Here is a 15,273-nt window from a genome sequence, read left to right on the forward strand (position 1 = left end):
GAGGGCGTACTCGTGGACGACCGTTACCTGTACTTCGCGTTGAGCGACGACGACTACTTCGACGTGCCGTGGGGCGCGGGCGACGGCACGGAGCCGCTGCGCGTGCCCGACGGCCTGCTGCCCGGGTGGCAGGTCGACGAGCGCGGGCCGTGGCGGGTGCACCGGCCGCCGGACCACGTGGGGCCTGACGTCGGCTGGAAGGTGCACGTGACCGCGCGCCCGCACGACGCGCGCCGAACCCTCGAGACCGTGGCGCGCGTGTGTGCCGCGGAGCGGGCGGCGTTCAAGGTGGTGCGCACCGTGGGGCTCGTGCAGGCCGCGCACGCCAAGTACGCCCCGGCCAGCCTCGCCGGCAAGGTGTGCGCCGTCTACAGCGACGACGACGACCACCTGACCCGGCTGGTCGCCCACCTCGGCGTGGCGCTCGCCGGGCGGCCAGGACCGCGGATCCAGGGCGACCTCGCCCACCCGAGCGCCCCGCTCGGCCTGCGGTTCGGCGCCTATCGCGAGCACTGGGTCGAGGCGCCCGACGGGCGCACCGTGCCCGGCATGCGTGCCGACGACGGACCCGCGCCCGACGACCGGTCCGTGCTGCCCGGCCGCATGCTGCCCGACGACGTCGCCCGGCTGCTGGCCTCGGCCCATCGCGAGCACCCGCTGCCGGTCAGCGGAGTGACCCTCGTGCACCGCAGCAACGCCGGCTCGCTCTACCGCGCCGTGCTCGACGACGGCCGCGCCGTCGCCCTCAAGGAGGCACGGCACCACACGGGCCTGACGGCGCAGGGCGTCGACGCGGTCGCCCGCCTGCGCCACGAGGAGGCGGTGCTGCAGCGGCTGTCGGGGCACGGCATCGCCCCCGAGCCCGTCGACTACTGGGAGCTCGTCTCGAGCGACATCCTGGTGATGGAGTGGGTCGACGGCGGCAGCCTGGTCGCCCGGCTCGGCCGCACCCACCCCGCCGGCCGTCCCGGCGCGAGCGAGCACGAGGTCCGTCGCTACCACGCGTGGGCCGAGGCCGTCGCCGACGAGCTCGCCGACCTCGTCGCGCGCCTGCACGACCTCGGTCTCACCCACGGCGACCTGCACCCGGGCAACGTCGTGCTCGGTCCCGACGGGCTGCGCCTGGTCGACCTCGAGTGCGCCTCGATCGACGGCCACGTCGCCACCCGCGAGATGGGGACGCCGGGCTACGCGCTCGCCGACGCCGACCCGTTCCGCCGCGACCGGTTCGCCCTCGACCGCACGCGCGCCGCGCTGCACGACCCCGACGTCTCGCTGCTCGACCGGCGCCCCGACCTCCGGCCCCGGTTGCAGCCGACGGACTCCTCGACGGCGGAGCCGGGCGTCCCCGACGTCCCGCCCGACGCGGCGCTGCTCGACCGCCTGGTCGACGACCTGCTCGCCCGCGCGAGCCCCGAGCGCTCCGACCGGCTCTTCGCCGGCGGTATCGAGCAGTTCACCTCGCCGCTCGGCGGGCACGACCTGCTGAGCGGCGCGGCCGGCGTCCTGCTGGCGCTGCAGGCGGCCGGCCGCCCACCCGACCCCGACCACCTCGACTGGCTCGCGGCCGTGCCGGGCGGGCGTCGTCCCGGACTCGCGACCGGGGTCGATGGCGTCGCCCTGGCCCTGGCCCTGCTCGGCCGCCACGAGGAGGCCGCGACCCTCGTCGAGGCGCCGGACGTCGCCCGCCACCTCGGGTGGGCCTCCGGCCGGGCCGGTCAGGCCGTCGCCCTCGTCGAGCTCGGACGGTGTCTCGGCCGCGCCGACCTGCACGACCTCGGCCTCACCGTCGCCGACGACGTCGCCCGCGCCGCGGCCGACCCGGCGGTCACGCTGTCGCGCCCCGGCCTGCTCGACGGCTGGGCCGGCGTCGCGCTCGCCCTGCTCCGCGTCGCCGAGCTCGCCGAGCTCGACGCCGATCCGTGCCGGGCGTCGTCGCTGCGGGTGGCTGCGGCGACCGCCCTGCGGCGCGAGCTCGAGGTCCTCACGCCGATGGGGGAGTGCCTCGTGGCGACGCCGGCCGGGCGCGTCCGGGCCGGCCTCGGCCACGGCAGCGGCGCGTTCGCGCTCGCCGTCGCGGCGCTCGGCGTCCACGACGCCTCCGACGCCCTGCTCGACGACGCCGGCGCCCGCGCGGCCCGGGCCTGCCGCCAGGTCGTGCCCGTCGCCGGGCTGTTCGACGGTCTCGCCGGCCACGCCGCCGTGCTGAGGGCCTGGGGCCGCCACCCCGACGCCGAGGTGCTCGAGCACCGGGCCGGTTGGCACTGCGTGCCGACCCGCCGCGGGTGGAGCGCCCTCGGGGCCCAGCGCCTGCGCTGCTCCGACGACGTCCAGACGGGCAGCGCCGGTCTCGTCGCGGCCCTCGGGCCGGGCGGGACGACGCGGCTGGGGCACGTGCTGCGGCTGCCTCGGACCGGACATGACACCTGTCATGTCCCTTCCCTGCCGACCGCCACTGCCGAGGCCTCCCGAACCGACGTTTGATGATGTGAGTCAAACGAATCGCCGCTCCACATCACCCCAACGGAACCCACCGAGGAGAACTGTCATGACGCTCGACCAGCTGCACGCGCTCGACCTCGACACCATCACCGCCCCCGACGACTCGGTCGTCGTCGGGATGGTCACCTTCCTGCACCTCGGCTGCTGACCCGGCCGGACTGGACCACCTCCGTACGATGATCGTGCTGATCCCCCACAGCGACTCTGGACCGGGCCGGAGGGAGAACGACATGCTCAGCGTGTTCCGCGCGCAGGCGGCCGAGGCACGCCTCGCCCTGGTGCTGTGCTGGGCCGTCATCCTCGTCCCGATCCTGGTCAAGTGGCTGCGGGTCTACCAGCACGGCGACGGAGGTGGTCTCGAGCTGGCCTCGGCGGTCTCGCTCACCATCGCGTTCCCGCTCTTCGTCCGCACCCAGCTCGCCACCTGCCGCGGCGGCGCCGACCTCACCTGGCCGTGGGTGCCGGTGGCCCTCCTGGTCGCCACGCTCGCCCCGATGGCCTTCGGCGCGCTGAGCCTCACCGTGTCCTACACCGTGGCGGCCGCCGTGCTGCTCTACCGGCCCGTGCCGGCGGCCGTGGTCGTCGGCGTCACGGGCGCCGGGTTCCTGCTGCTCTACCCGCAGTCGGGGTTGCAGACGGTCGTCGACCCGGTCCCGGCCCTGATCGAGCTGATGGTCTTCGCCGTCATCTTCGTCGCGGTCACCCGGCTCGCCGTCCTGCTCGACGACCTCCAGTTCACCCGTGAGGTGCTGGCCCGGCGACGGGTCGACGTCGAGCGCGAGCGGGTCGGTCGCGACCTGCACGACCTCATGGGACGCACCCTCGTGGCCGCGTCGCTGCGCAACCAGACCGCGCTGCGCACGCTCGGCGACCGCGACCCCGACGGCGCGCAACGCCTCGAGCGACTGCACGAGACCCTGTCGCGCGGCCAGGTCCAGCTCCGGGCGCTCACGAGCGGTCCGGCCATCGCCCGCCTCGACGACGAGCTGGCCACGGCCCGCATGCTCGCCGAACGGGTCAACATCACGCTCGAGGTCGACGTCCGCACCGAACCGCCGGGCCCGCACGAGGCGCTGGTCGGGCTCGTCGTCCGCGAGAGCATCACCAACGTCCTCAAGCACAGCCGAGCCACCACGTGCACGATCGTCATCGACCGCGACGACGACCACACCGTCGTCCGGGTCGTCAACGACGGCACCATCCGCACGGGCGACACCAGCGCCGCGGCCGACAGCCGGCTCGCACGCGCCGTCCAGGCGGCCGGCGGCACGTCGGTCTCGCGCCAGGTGCGCCAGTCCGAGTTCGAGACGGTCTCCCGCATCCCGATGCCGCAGGCGGTGGGCCACCGATGACCGACCTCCGGTCCCGCCTGCGCGTGCACCTCGCCGACGGTCGTCTGGCCCGGGTGCTCACCTGGCTGTTCGTCGTCTGGCTCGTCAGCACGCCGGCGCGCTACGCCCTCACGGTCGGGGAGTGGCTCTACCCGCTCGTCGCCGCCCTCGTCTTCCTCGCCTGGGAGGTCAACGCCGACCGCCTCGGCCGCTGGGGAGCCCTGCCCGGCGTGGGCCTGGTGCTGTGGGGGATCGTCGAGCAGGACATGGTGATGATCGCCCTCGGCGCACCGGTCGTCGCGCTCACGGTCCCGGTCGCCACCGCGGTCGTCGCGACGCTCGCGACCATCGCGGCCTACGTGGCGCTGGCGGCCCGCGAGCTCCCGCCGGGCCTGCCGGGCACCGACGTCTTCGTCGCGCTGCTCCAGCTCGCGATCGGCGTCCTCATGCTCGGCCTCGTGCCCTACCTGCTGCAGCGCATCGCCTTCACGGCCCGGCGTCTGCGCGACACCCGCGAAGATCTCGCCAACACCGAGGTCGACGCCGAGCGCACGCGGTTGGCGCAGGAGCTCAACTCGCTCATGGGCCAGACGCTGCACCAGGTCGCGCGCCAGATCGGCGAGGCCCGGCAGGCCATCGACCTCGATGACCCCGCGCTGCAGTCGCAGCTCGCCGACGTCGACAACCTCGTGGCCCGCGGCCTCGACCAGCTCGAGCTGCTCTCGTTCGAGCCCGTCATCGACGACCTCGACACCGAGATCCAGACCGCGCACACGCTGTGCCGACGCCTCGGCGTCGAGTTCACCGCGTCGGTCGACCAGGTCGACGACGCCGTCAGCACGACGTTCGCGCTCATGCTGCGCGAGTGCGTCACCAACATGTTCAAGCACGCCGTGCCCACCCGGTGCACGTTCGTGGCCCGCGACCAGGACGGCGAGGCGATCTTCAGCTTCACCAACGACGGGGTGTCCGACGAATCGTCCTGCCCGACCGGTGGCACCGGCCAGGGTCGCTGCCGCGACTCGGTCGTCGACCTCGGCGGCACCTTCGAGGCCGGACCGTTGTCCGACGGGCGCTATCGCATCGTCGCCCGGGTGCCCGTCGTCCCGGCACCCCCATCGCTCGTGAACCCGGACCTCCAGGAGGCCACGCACCATGGATGAGCCACTGCGCATCCTCATCGCCGAGGACATCGACCTCGTGGGAGAGGCCTTCGAGGCGCTCCTGCAGACCGAGGCCGGCTACGAGATCGTCACCCGCGTCAACCGCGGCGACCACGTCGTCAAGGCGGCCCTGGCCTACCGGCCCGACATCGCGCTGCTCGACATCGACATGCCCGGTGCCACCGGCATCGAGGCGTGCGCCGAGCTGACCAAGGTCCTCCCGTCGTGCAAGGTGCTGCTGCTGACGGCCCTGCCCGGGGCCGGACACCTGCCCCGCGCGCTCGCCGCGGGCGCGGCCGGCTACCTGGTGAAGTCGTCGTCGGCCAAGCAGGTCATCGACGGCATCCAGGCGGTCGCCGACGGCGGCACCGTGATCGACCCGGGCCTCGCGGCCGAGGCGCTGCGCTCCGGGCCCAACCCGCTCACCGACCGCGAGTGCGACATCCTGCGCCTCGTCGACCAGGGCGTCTCGACCGACCACATCGCCGACGAGCTGTTCCTGTCCAAGGGCACCGTGCGCAACTACCTCTCGAGCGCCATGACCAAGCTCGACGCCGTCTCGCGCATCGAGGCGGTCAAGACCGCCCGCCAGCGCGGCCTGCTCTGAGGCAGCGGGACATCTGTCACCTGCTTCGGTGACGGCGGGCACTGCCCGCCGGGGGCCCGGACGGGCGAGGCTGGAGGAGCACCACCGCTCCCCGACCGTCCGTCCAGACCCTCGAGAAAGGCCAGAACCATGGGAACCCTCATGCAGGACATGAGCCGTCTCACCCCGGCGCCGACCGTGCGTCGCGAGACCGCCGTCCTCGTCGCCACCACCGTCTTCGTGCTCGTCGTCTTCGGCGGCCTCATCGCCGTCACCGACAAGTCGCCGGCCCTCTATGCCGCGCTCGGCGCGGCCCTGCTCGTCTTCGGCATCGGCCGCTGGCTCTACACGGTCAAGCGCGGGGACGTCGCCGCCCGCTAGCCGCACCAGCTGCACGACACCGACGCCGCACCCGCCTCTCGGGGGTGCGGCGTCGTCGTGCGTGCGGCCGGCGGACACCGTGACACCCGAAGCACGTGATCACTGTCAACAGACCGGATGACGCTTGCCTCTGCTGGTCGCCCGTCGACCTCGGCAGAGTTGTGGTCATCAGGAAGCGCACCACCGAGACAGACACCGAGACGCAGCGGAGGAGGACCCGATGACCACCACGAACCACGCGCACCCGACGCCGGCGTGGGTGCTCGACGTCCTCGCCGAGGCCGGTCTGCCGAGCGCCCCGACCGCCGTGCCGCTGCCCGGACGCAACGAGACCTGGCGCACCGAGCGGCCCACGCAGTCGGTCGTCGTCAAGCAGCTGGTCGGCCCGAACCGGCGCCAGCGCTTCGCCCGGGCCGCCGCCCACACCGGCCACCGCGGCCCGCTCACCCCGACGCTCCTGCACGCCGACGCCGACCGGCTCGTGCTCGTGCACTCGACGCTCGCCGACGCCGTCACCGGCTCCGAGCTGCTGGTCGAGCAGACCTTCACCACCGAGCTGTGCCGCGAGCTCGGAGCCGGCGTCGCCGACCTCCACCTCGGCCCGCTGGACGACGTCCGCGACGTGCCGCCGCCGGTGCCGTCGGTGCCCTCGGAGCAGGCCGTCTCCGCCCTGCCGATCGAGCTTGTGAGCCAGTTCAGCGCCGGCGAGATCCAGGCCTGGCGCATCCTGCAGTCCGACCCGCAGCTGCCCGGCTACCTGCGCGACCTGCGCGAGGCCACCGCGGCCGCCCCCCGCACCCCGGTGCACGGCGACCTCCGCATCGACCAGGTGCTCGTGGCCGACGGCCGGCCGTACGTGGTCGACTGGGAGGAGCACGGTGCGGGCGACCCGGCCTACGACACCGGCAGCTGGATCGGCGAGTGGGTCTACCGCGCCGTCCTCGACATCCCCACCTCGCGGGGCGACGGGCTCGGCACCGCCCAGCCCGACGGCGTCCTGCACCACCAGGACCTCACCACCGCCGAGGTCGTGCAGCGCGGCGTCGCCAAGCTCGACGCCCTGACGCCGCACATCGTCGCCTTCTGGGACGCCTACCGCGCCGTCCGGCCGGTCGACGCCGCCGAGATCGCCCGCGTCACCGCCTTCGCCGGCTGGCACCTGCTCGACCGGCTCCTGGCCCACGCCCACGCCGCGTCGTCGTTGCCCGGCCTGCACCGCGCGGCCGCCGGCATCGGCAAGCGCATCCTGTCGAACCCGGCCGGCGCCGCCGACGCGCTGGGGCTGGCCCTGACCGAGGCAGGTGCGGCATGAACCGCTCGATGGCCTCCGTGATGGACGACGTGCTCGACCGCGTCGAGATCGACCTCCGCGCCGGCAGCGTCCGGCTCGACGGCTCCTACGCCGAGGAGCGCGAGCAGCGCGACCTCGTGCGCCGCCTGAGCACGCTCGTCTACGAGCACCTGCACGTCGGCCATCGCGTCGACGACGGCCTCGACGTCAGCGCGGCCCGCGACTTCGACTACGAGCGCGAGCTCGCCGAGACGTTGGCCGGACACACCGTCCGGCAGCGGGTGCCGCTGCACGGTCTCGACGACACCCACGCCGTCGTCAACCACCTGGGCCTGCGGGTCCGGGTGCCGGTGGAGTCGGTCACCGTGCCGCCGGGCCAGACGTCAGCGGCGGAGCTCGAGGTCCCGGTGCTCGCGCCGGCGCTCTCGCCCGGCTTCGCCCTGGCCCGTGGCGCCGACCAGCCCACCGACGGCGGGCCGATGCTCCGCCTCTACCTCGGCGCGCAGACCCGCGACGACGCCACGGAGGTCTACCTCCGGGTGCTCGACCAGCTGCACGGACGCCGCCGCTGGCAGGCCAAGGTCGCCTCGCAGACCCGGCTCTACCCGCGCAGCGACGCCGTCACGGTCTACCTGCACGTCGACGACCTCGACGCCGTGGGAGCCGTGGTCGGGGCGGCCCGCCGTCCCGAGGCCGCCGAGGCGCCCACCTCCGTCTTCACCCTGCGGCTCGCCCCCGGCGTCGGCTGCGCCTGGGAGCCCGACCAGCCGCACGGCCGCAAGCACGCGGTCAGCTTCGGCCAGCACCGCGCCCGGGTGCTCGCGCAGCTGCTCGTGGCCCGGGCCGACGGCACCTGGCACCCCGGCGACACCGCCGAGGCCTGCCGCCGCAAGGGAATCGACCCCGGCGACGTGTGGCGCAACGTCACCTCGCCGGTCCTCAAGCTCCTGCACCGCCCGGTGCAGGCCCGACCGGCCGCCCTGGCCGGACACCAGTGAAACACCAACCCAAGGAGAACATCATGGCCAAGGACGAGCTCGTCGACGGTTTCAAGGACTACTCCGGCCCGGAGGAGGTCAACACCGAGGAGGGTGACGACACCCCCGGTTCGACCCCCTGGTGCGCCACGGCCGCCTCGGTGATCACCATCGAGATCGACTGCTGATCGACCTCACCTGAAAAACCAACTTGCCTCGGGACTGCGGTTACTCGTAATAACCGCACTCCCGAGGCAACGCGGTTCCCCAGAAGGATCCGCCACTCACTAGTGAGGAGTGTAACCACCGATGGACGCTTTGGTCACGCGGTCGCCGCGCCTCGCGGCGTTCTGGCCGTTCACCCCGACCGCGATCGACGACGTCGCGACCTGGTCGGAGCTGGTGACCGGTGGCGCCTTCGAGCGCCTGTGGCTCGGCCAGTCGGTCGCTCTCGAGACCGCCTCCACCGTCGCCTACGCCGCCGGCACCGGCCGGCGGGTGCCGATCGGCATCGCGGTCAACGTGATCCCCATGCACCACCCGCTCACGGTCGTGCAGTCGATGCGCGCCATGGCCGCCGCGACGGGCCACGACGTCCGCGTCTGCTTCTCCGCCGGCGACCCCGTCGCGCAGGAGCGCTTCACCGGCGCCCGCTACTCCAGTCCGATGACCGCGGCCCGTGAGTTCCTGACGGTGGTCCGCGGTCTCCTGGACGGCGAGCGCGTCCGTCACGACGGCACCTACTTCCCGCTCGACGCCGCGCTACCTGCCCGCCCGCACGCGGGACGGGTGCTGATCGGGCTCGGCGTCCTGCGCCCCGGCATGACGCGCCTCGCCGGCGAGCTCGCCGACACCGCCACCTCGTGGCTGACCCCGCCCGACTACGTGCGCGACGTGCTGGTGCCGGCCCTCGACGAGGGCGCCGCCGTCGCGTCCCGCCCGCGCCCTGAGCTCGTCGTCCCCGTGCACTGCGTGCTCGCCGGCCCGGGCCGCGACCCGGTGGCCCTGGCCGAGGTGGCCATCGGCAAGCACCTGCGCACGCCCAGCTACCGCAAGCTCCTCGCCGCCGCCGGCGAGGACGACGTCCTCGCCCGCGGCCACCGCGCCGCCCTCGACTCGGGCCTCGTCACCTACGGCACGGCCGACGACATCGCCGAGCGGGTGCTCGCGGTCGCCGCCGCCGGAGCCGACGAGGTCCCCCTCGTGGTGCACCACCCGCACCGCTCCTGGCCCGCGGCCCGCGACGAGTGGCTCGAGGTCGGCTCCGCGGTCGCGGCCCGGCTGTCGTCCGCACGCCGCGACCGACCGACGGTGGCAACGACATGAACCTGGTGCTGGTCGTGAGCGGGTCGCTGCGCGCGGCCTTCGCGCCCTACATGATCAACTGGATCCGGATCCACCGGCCGGACATCGAGCTGCGCGTCGTGCGCACACGCGCGGCTCGCAGCTTCGTCACGCGCCCGGCGTTGCAGCAGCTCGCCGGGCGCTCCGTCGACGACGACGAGTGGGACGCCGAGGCGGTCGGTCCGGCCCTGCACATCGAGCTGGCCCAGTGGGCCGACGCCGTGCTCGTCTACCCGGCCACCCTCGACTACGTCGGCCGCGTGGCCCGCGGCGAGGGCGACTCGCCGTCGCTGCTCATGATCGCCTGCTCCGACGCACCCGTCGTCATCGCCCCGGCGCTGCCGCCCGGCGGGCTCGAGGGCCGCACCTACCGCCGGCACGTCGAGGACATCCAGCGCCTGACCGGCGTCGTCGTCGCGGCCCCCAAGCTGGGCATGAGCGCCGCGACCCGCACCATGTCGGCCTACACCTCCGCCGAGCTGCCCGACTGCCTCGCCATCATCGACCGGATGCTCGCCGAGCGGGCGGGTGAGGCCCCCGACACCGGCCTCAACGACGCCACCGTCGTGCGGCTGGAGCCGCGGTGACGAGCACGACGACGGCGGCCACGACCGCCCAGACCGCCGCCGCGGCAGGGATCTCGAGCACCCTGCGCGGTCGCGACCGCGAGGGCCGCCAGCTCGTCCGCCTCGTCGGACCCGGTGCGCCGGCCCCCTTCAGTCCGCTCCCGGGCGACCTGCTCGAGCTCGTCGCCCGGGAGTCCTCAACCACCGGTCCGGCGTGGCGCTGGGACTGCGGCGAGGGCGACGACCTCCGTCGTCGCTACGACGTGCCGCCCGGCTCACGCTCACTCGCCGACCTCGCCCTCTCCCAGCCCGGGCTGGTGGCCTCGTGGCCGGCCGCGCTGTCCGAGATCGGCGCTGCGCTGGGGCGGCTGCACGCCGTCCGGCCGACGCCGGGCGTGGCCGAGGGCGAGCCGCAGGGGTTGCGCCGCCTGGCGCTCTTCCTCGACGGCGTCGTGCCCGAGGGCCGACCCGCCGCCCAGCGGCAGCGCTTCGTCGACGCGCTGTGCCCGGGGCTGCGCGACGAGCTGGTCGTCGACACCCGCCGCGCGGCGGCGCCGCCGCCCGGTGCCGGCGTCCGCAGCCACGGCTGGGCCGGCCTCGGACGCTGGTACCCCTCGGGGTCCGGAGCGGTGGGGCTCGTGGGGGAGGACCTCGGCATCGCCGCCCGCGAGCACGACCTGGCCGCCGTGCTCGCCCAGGTGGTCGAGCTGCGCTTCTTCCGCCCGGAGTTCGAGCAGGTCGTCACGCTCGACGACGCCCGCGCCGCCCTGCTCGCCGGCTACCCGGCACCGATCTCGCCCGACGCCCTCGACCGCGAGGTCCGGCTCGGGGTGGTGCGGCACGTCGCCGACATCGTCGTGCACGCCGACTGCCCCGACGACGAGCCCGCCCGCTGGGCCGCGCTGGTCGGCTCGCTGCCCCCGGTCGCGCTGCCATGAGCCGGGCCGACTGGGCCGACCGCCTGCGGCACGAGGAACGGGTGCTGTCGTCGGGCACGCGGCTCCTCCTGCTCGACCGCCCGGGCGTGCGCAGCGCCGTCGTCCTGTCGCACGTGCACGGCGGCAGCCGGCTCGACCCGCCGGGCGCCGCGGGCACGGCCCACCTCACCGAGCACCTGCTCACCCAGGGCCTCGCGCCCGACGGCGAGCGCTGGGTGACGCCCGTGGTGCTCGCCGGCGGCGACGTGAGCGCGACGACGCACCCCGACTACCTCGAGTTCTGCTTCGAGGGCCCGCACGAGGCGCTCCCCGCCGGGATCGCCGCTGAGCGGGCCCGCCTGTCCGGCTGGCCCGTGCTGCGCGACACCGAGCTCGACAAGCAGCGCGACGGCGTGTGGCGCGAGATCCAGCAGCACGTCGGCGACCGCGCGACGCGCTCGCTGCCCTGGCCCGACCTCGGCCTGCGTGTCTTCGGCAGCTGGTCCGAGGGGCACGACCCCTTCGGCGACGTCGACGAGGTCGCCCGCCTGACCGAGGCCGACTGCCGCGCCTTCTGGTCCGCGCACCACCGACCCGTCGACACGGTGGTCGTCGTGGTCGCCGACCTGCGTCGGGTGCCCGGCGGGGCCGACGCTCTCGCGGACGCGCTGGACGGCCCGGTCCCTGGCAGCGCAACGACGAGACAGTCTGTTGTCCCGATGCCCCAGGCCGACTCCGACGGAGTCCTGACCGCCGCGGAGTGGTCCGCCCCGCACTCGGTGGGCGCGCTGGCCTGGCGCGTGCCGTCGGTCGTCGACGCCCCGCAGGCCTACGCCGGGCTGCTGGTCGTGGCCGCCCACCTCGGTCGGCACCCCGCCGCGCGCGGACGCCTCGGCCAGATGACGCCGATGGACCGCCTCGACGGCGACGCGCTCACCCTCACGGTCGTCGACGACGTCGACGCCGCACCCGGACTCGACCTCGCCCTCCGCGAGGTCGCGGCCGTCGCTCGTCGTGGTGCCGACATGGGGTCGGCGCTGCGGCGGGCACGGGCCGACGTCGCTGCCGCGCTCGACCGCCCGCGCGGGGCCGCCGAGCTCCTCGCCCGGGGCGCACTGCTCGGCGGGTCGCCCGACGCCGCCGTGCGCTGGGTCGAGGCCGTGCGCGAGGTGACCGTCGACGACGTCGTCCACGCCGCCCGGCTCCTGGACGACGCCACGCCGGTCGGGCTGGTGGGACGCCCGCCGGTGGCGGCCCGCTCGACCCGGCCGCCGTCCGGCTCGCCGGTGCGCCTCGTCGCCGTCGACCGGGCGTCGTTGTCGTCGTCGGCCTCCGTGCGGCTCGCCGCCGCACCCGGACCCGCGACCGAGCAGCGCCTGCGGGCCGCCGGGTGCACCATCACCCGCGACCTCGCGGGCTGGGTGGCCGCGACGACCGCCGCGGTGCCGGCCGACGAGCTGATGGCCGACCTCGCTGTCGCGGTGGGCGACCTCGCCGTCCGGCACGTGGCGCTCACCGGCCGGCGTGCCTCGCGCGCCGTCGCCTGGGTCGCGCCGACGCCGGCGCCGACCGTGGTTCCGTCGCGGTCGGGCCTCGAGGTGCGCCCGCTCGACGGCTGGCCGCCCGACGTCGCCGGTGCGAAGCTGCGCTGGCCGACCGACGGCGACGGCTTCGTGGCCCGGTGGCTCGGGATCGCCCTCGTGGCCGACCTCCAGGCCCGCTCGCACGGTCGCGACCCGGCACCCTTCGCCGCGCCACCCGACACGGTGCTGACCCTGCGGCAGGAGGCCGTGCCGGGCGACCAGGCCCTCGTCGTCGAGGTCTGGGCGTCGCCCGAGGGCCTGCCCGCCGCGCTCGAGCACGTGCGTCGTGAGCTGTCGGAGGTGCGGCTCGTCGAGCGCGCCGCCGGCGTGCCCGACACCGCGGTGGCCCTCGCCGGACAGTGGCTGCGCGACGAGTCCGACGGCGCCACCTGGTGCCGCCGCGCGACCACGCTGCTCGACCTCGGCGCGTCCGACGACGACGTCCGCCACTTCGACGAGCGCCTGCTGGCGACGCCGCCGCGTGCGGTCGTCGACCGGTTGCTGGCCGACACGGCGTCGGAGCCGCACGGGTGGGTGCGCACCGCCGCCCCCGAGCTCGTGACAGGTGTCATCGGTAGTGGGGCCAACGGCCCCTACGCCGGACACGCGCGGGCCGCGACGCTGGAGGCATGACCCCGATCGTCGAGGTTCGAGACCTCCACTTCTCCTACGGCAACCACGACGCCGTCCGCGGCGTCTCGCTCACCATCGAGGCCGGGCAGGTCTACGCGCTGCTCGGCACCAACGGGGCGGGCAAGACCACCACGCTCGAGCTGATCCAGGGCTTCCGGCGCCCGCGCGAGGGCGCCGTCCGGGTGCTCGGCGTCGACCCCGCCGCCGAGCCGCGCACGATCCGCGCCCGTACCGGTGCGATGCTCCAGGAGGCCGGGTTCTTCCCCGAGCTGTCCGTGCGCAGCACCCTCGCGCTGTGGGCCGACCTGTCGTCGCGGCGTGATCGCGTCGACGACGTGCTCGAGCGGGTCGGGCTGACCCACAAGCGTGACACCAAGGTGCAGTCGCTCTCGGGCGGTGAGCGCCGCCGGCTCGACCTCGCCGCCACCATCTGGGGCGGCCCGGACCTGATCGTGCTCGACGAGCCGACCACCGGCCTCGACCCCGCCTCGCGCCAGACGCTGTGGACTCTCGTGCGCCAGCTGCGCGACGGCGGCACCACGGTGCTGCTCACCACCCACCAGCTCGAGGAGGCCGAGAGCCTCGCCGACCGGGTCGCGATCATGCACCACGGCGTGATCGCCGTCGCGGGCACGCTCGACGAGGTGCTCGCCAGCCAGCCCGCCCGTGTCTCGTTCGACATCGAACCATCGGTGGGGCTGTCGTGGTTGGCGCCGGTGCTGCCCGGCGTCGCCGTCGATCAGGACGTCGTCCGGCGCCCGCACGGCTCACGCCTCGAGGTGCGCGTCAGTGGACCCGAGCCCGTGCGCGACCTGCGCTGGGTGCTCGACGCCGCCGACCGTGCCGGCGTCGTCCTCGAGCGGCTGCGGGCCAACCCGGCCTCGCTCGAGGAGGTCTTCCACCAGGTCCGACTCTCCGCTCCTGCTCCTTCGCCCGCCCCTACTGCCCGTGAGGTGTCCGCATGACCGTCCTCGACGACCGCACCGCGGTCGCACCACCGACCCCGCTCCCCGCGCTGCCCGACCGCCGACGCCGGCGCCGCACGGCGCTCGGCCGGGTCGCCCGGATGACCCGCTTCGAGCTGACGATGATCTTCCGTCAGAAGGTCGCGCTCATGTCGATCCTGCTCGCGCCGGCCACCGCGATCGGCATCGCCTCGTTCACCAAGCCGGTCGACGACGCCGCCTGGCTCTCGCTCCTGTCGTCGATGGCCGTGCTCGTGCTGATCCTCGCGGTCTACACGACCACGACCAGCACCGTCGTGTCGCGGCGCGAGAACCAGGTCCTCAAGCGCTTCCGCACCTCCGAGCTGCTCCCGCGCCAGATGCTGTTCTCGCTCGCGGCGCCCTACGTGCTCGTCGGCATCGGGCAGGTCGTCGTCCTCACCGCGGCCTACCAGGCCATGGGGGCGCCGTCCGTGGCCCGGCCCGAGCTGTTCGCGCTCGTCGTCGTCGCGACGACCGTGATGAGCGTGCTCGCCGGCTTCGCCACCGGCACCATGACCGCCAACAGCGAGCGCGTGCAGTTCGGCGTCATGCCGATCATGATGACCGGCCTCGTCACCTCGATCATGGTGCTCAACCCCGGCCTCTCCGACAACGTCCGCGGGCTCGTGCTGCTGGCGCCGTACGCGTCGTCGAGCGACCTCGCGGCGCGGGCGCTGGGTGCCCCCGCCGACACGTTCGCGACGCCCGCCGTCGTCGTCGACCTCGCCGAGCGGCTCGACGTCTCGGCGTCGCTGTTGATGACGGGCGCCAACTCGCTGCTGCTGGCGTTCTGGTGCCTGGTGTTCGTGCAGGTCGCGCGCTCCAAGTGGCGGTGGGAGCCGCGCGGCTGATGCGCGACTGAGCCGGCAGCGCCGCTGCGAGACCCCGGGACCTTCACGGTCCCGGGGTCTTCATGCGTCGTCCGCGGGCGCCGGTGGGCCGGGGTCCGGGGCCCGGGGGCGGAGATCACCCGGTGCACCGGGTACTCCTGACGTTCGCAGGGGTTGCAACAC

14 protein-coding genes are annotated in these 15,273 nt (G+C 74.7%); all 14 read left to right on the forward strand.

Going from position 1 to position 15,273, the window contains the following annotated elements:
* Positions 1–12: 12 nt before the first annotated feature.
* Complete coding sequence (locus ABFT23_RS11080; RefSeq protein ID WP_347895115.1) at positions 13–2,484, forward strand: class III lanthionine synthetase LanKC N-terminal domain-containing protein; 2,472 nt, start codon at positions 13–15, stop codon at positions 2,482–2,484.
* 248 nt (positions 2,485–2,732) lie between these two features.
* The gene (locus ABFT23_RS11085; RefSeq protein WP_347895116.1) at positions 2,733–3,854 is read left to right on the forward strand and encodes a sensor histidine kinase; all 1,122 of its coding nucleotides are present in this window, start codon (positions 2,733–2,735) and stop codon (positions 3,852–3,854) included.
* Positions 3,851–4,996 carry a sensor histidine kinase gene (locus ABFT23_RS11090; RefSeq protein ID WP_347895118.1) on the forward strand — a complete coding sequence of 382 codons (1,146 nt, stop codon included), beginning with the start codon at positions 3,851–3,853 and terminating at the stop codon, positions 4,994–4,996. Before ABFT23_RS11085 ends, ABFT23_RS11090 begins: the two co-directional genes overlap by 4 nt.
* Entirely contained in the window at positions 4,989–5,603 is a 615-nt protein-coding gene (locus tag ABFT23_RS11095; protein WP_347895119.1) for a response regulator transcription factor, read from the forward strand. Before ABFT23_RS11090 ends, ABFT23_RS11095 begins: the two co-directional genes overlap by 8 nt.
* Before the next feature lie 129 nt (positions 5,604–5,732).
* A complete protein-coding gene (locus tag ABFT23_RS11100; RefSeq protein ID WP_347895121.1) occupies positions 5,733–5,963 on the forward strand; it encodes a hypothetical protein in 231 nt (76 codons plus the stop codon).
* A gap of 220 nt (positions 5,964–6,183) precedes the next feature.
* Entirely contained in the window at positions 6,184–7,275 is a 1,092-nt protein-coding gene (gene lxmK, locus ABFT23_RS11105; RefSeq protein WP_347895123.1) for a class V lanthionine synthetase subunit LxmK, read from the forward strand.
* A complete protein-coding gene (locus tag ABFT23_RS11110; protein ID WP_347895125.1) occupies positions 7,272–8,252 on the forward strand; it encodes a T3SS effector HopA1 family protein in 981 nt (326 codons plus the stop codon). Before lxmK ends, ABFT23_RS11110 begins: the two co-directional genes overlap by 4 nt.
* Before the next feature lie 23 nt (positions 8,253–8,275).
* A complete protein-coding gene (locus ABFT23_RS11115) occupies positions 8,276–8,419 on the forward strand; it encodes a hypothetical protein (protein ID WP_347895127.1) in 144 nt (47 codons plus the stop codon).
* Positions 8,420–8,540: 121 nt separating this feature from the next.
* Positions 8,541–9,557: an LLM class flavin-dependent oxidoreductase gene (locus tag ABFT23_RS11120; protein WP_347895129.1), complete on the forward strand. Its 1,017-nt coding sequence runs from the start codon at positions 8,541–8,543 to the stop codon at positions 9,555–9,557.
* A complete protein-coding gene (locus ABFT23_RS11125) occupies positions 9,554–10,162 on the forward strand; it encodes a flavoprotein (protein WP_347895131.1) in 609 nt (202 codons plus the stop codon). The genes ABFT23_RS11120 and ABFT23_RS11125 overlap by 4 nt, the downstream gene beginning before the upstream one ends.
* Positions 10,159–11,079 carry a hypothetical protein gene (locus tag ABFT23_RS11130; RefSeq protein WP_347895133.1) on the forward strand — a complete coding sequence of 307 codons (921 nt, stop codon included), beginning with the start codon at positions 10,159–10,161 and terminating at the stop codon, positions 11,077–11,079. The genes ABFT23_RS11125 and ABFT23_RS11130 overlap by 4 nt, the downstream gene beginning before the upstream one ends.
* Positions 11,076–13,274, forward strand: a complete 2,199-nt coding sequence (locus ABFT23_RS11135) for an insulinase family protein (protein WP_347895135.1) — start codon at positions 11,076–11,078, stop codon at positions 13,272–13,274. Before ABFT23_RS11130 ends, ABFT23_RS11135 begins: the two co-directional genes overlap by 4 nt.
* On the forward strand, positions 13,271–14,239 hold the full coding sequence (locus ABFT23_RS11140) for an ABC transporter ATP-binding protein (RefSeq protein WP_347895137.1): 969 nt from the start codon (positions 13,271–13,273) through the stop codon (positions 14,237–14,239). The genes ABFT23_RS11135 and ABFT23_RS11140 overlap by 4 nt, the downstream gene beginning before the upstream one ends.
* Positions 14,236–15,111: an ABC transporter permease gene (locus ABFT23_RS11145; protein ID WP_347895139.1), complete on the forward strand. Its 876-nt coding sequence runs from the start codon at positions 14,236–14,238 to the stop codon at positions 15,109–15,111. Before ABFT23_RS11140 ends, ABFT23_RS11145 begins: the two co-directional genes overlap by 4 nt.
* Positions 15,112–15,273: the final 162 nt, after the last annotated feature.

Origin of the sequence: Nocardioides secundeburneus (genome assembly GCF_039939255.1) — a bacterium.
Lineage (GTDB): Bacteria > Actinomycetota > Actinomycetes > Propionibacteriales > Nocardioidaceae > Nocardioides.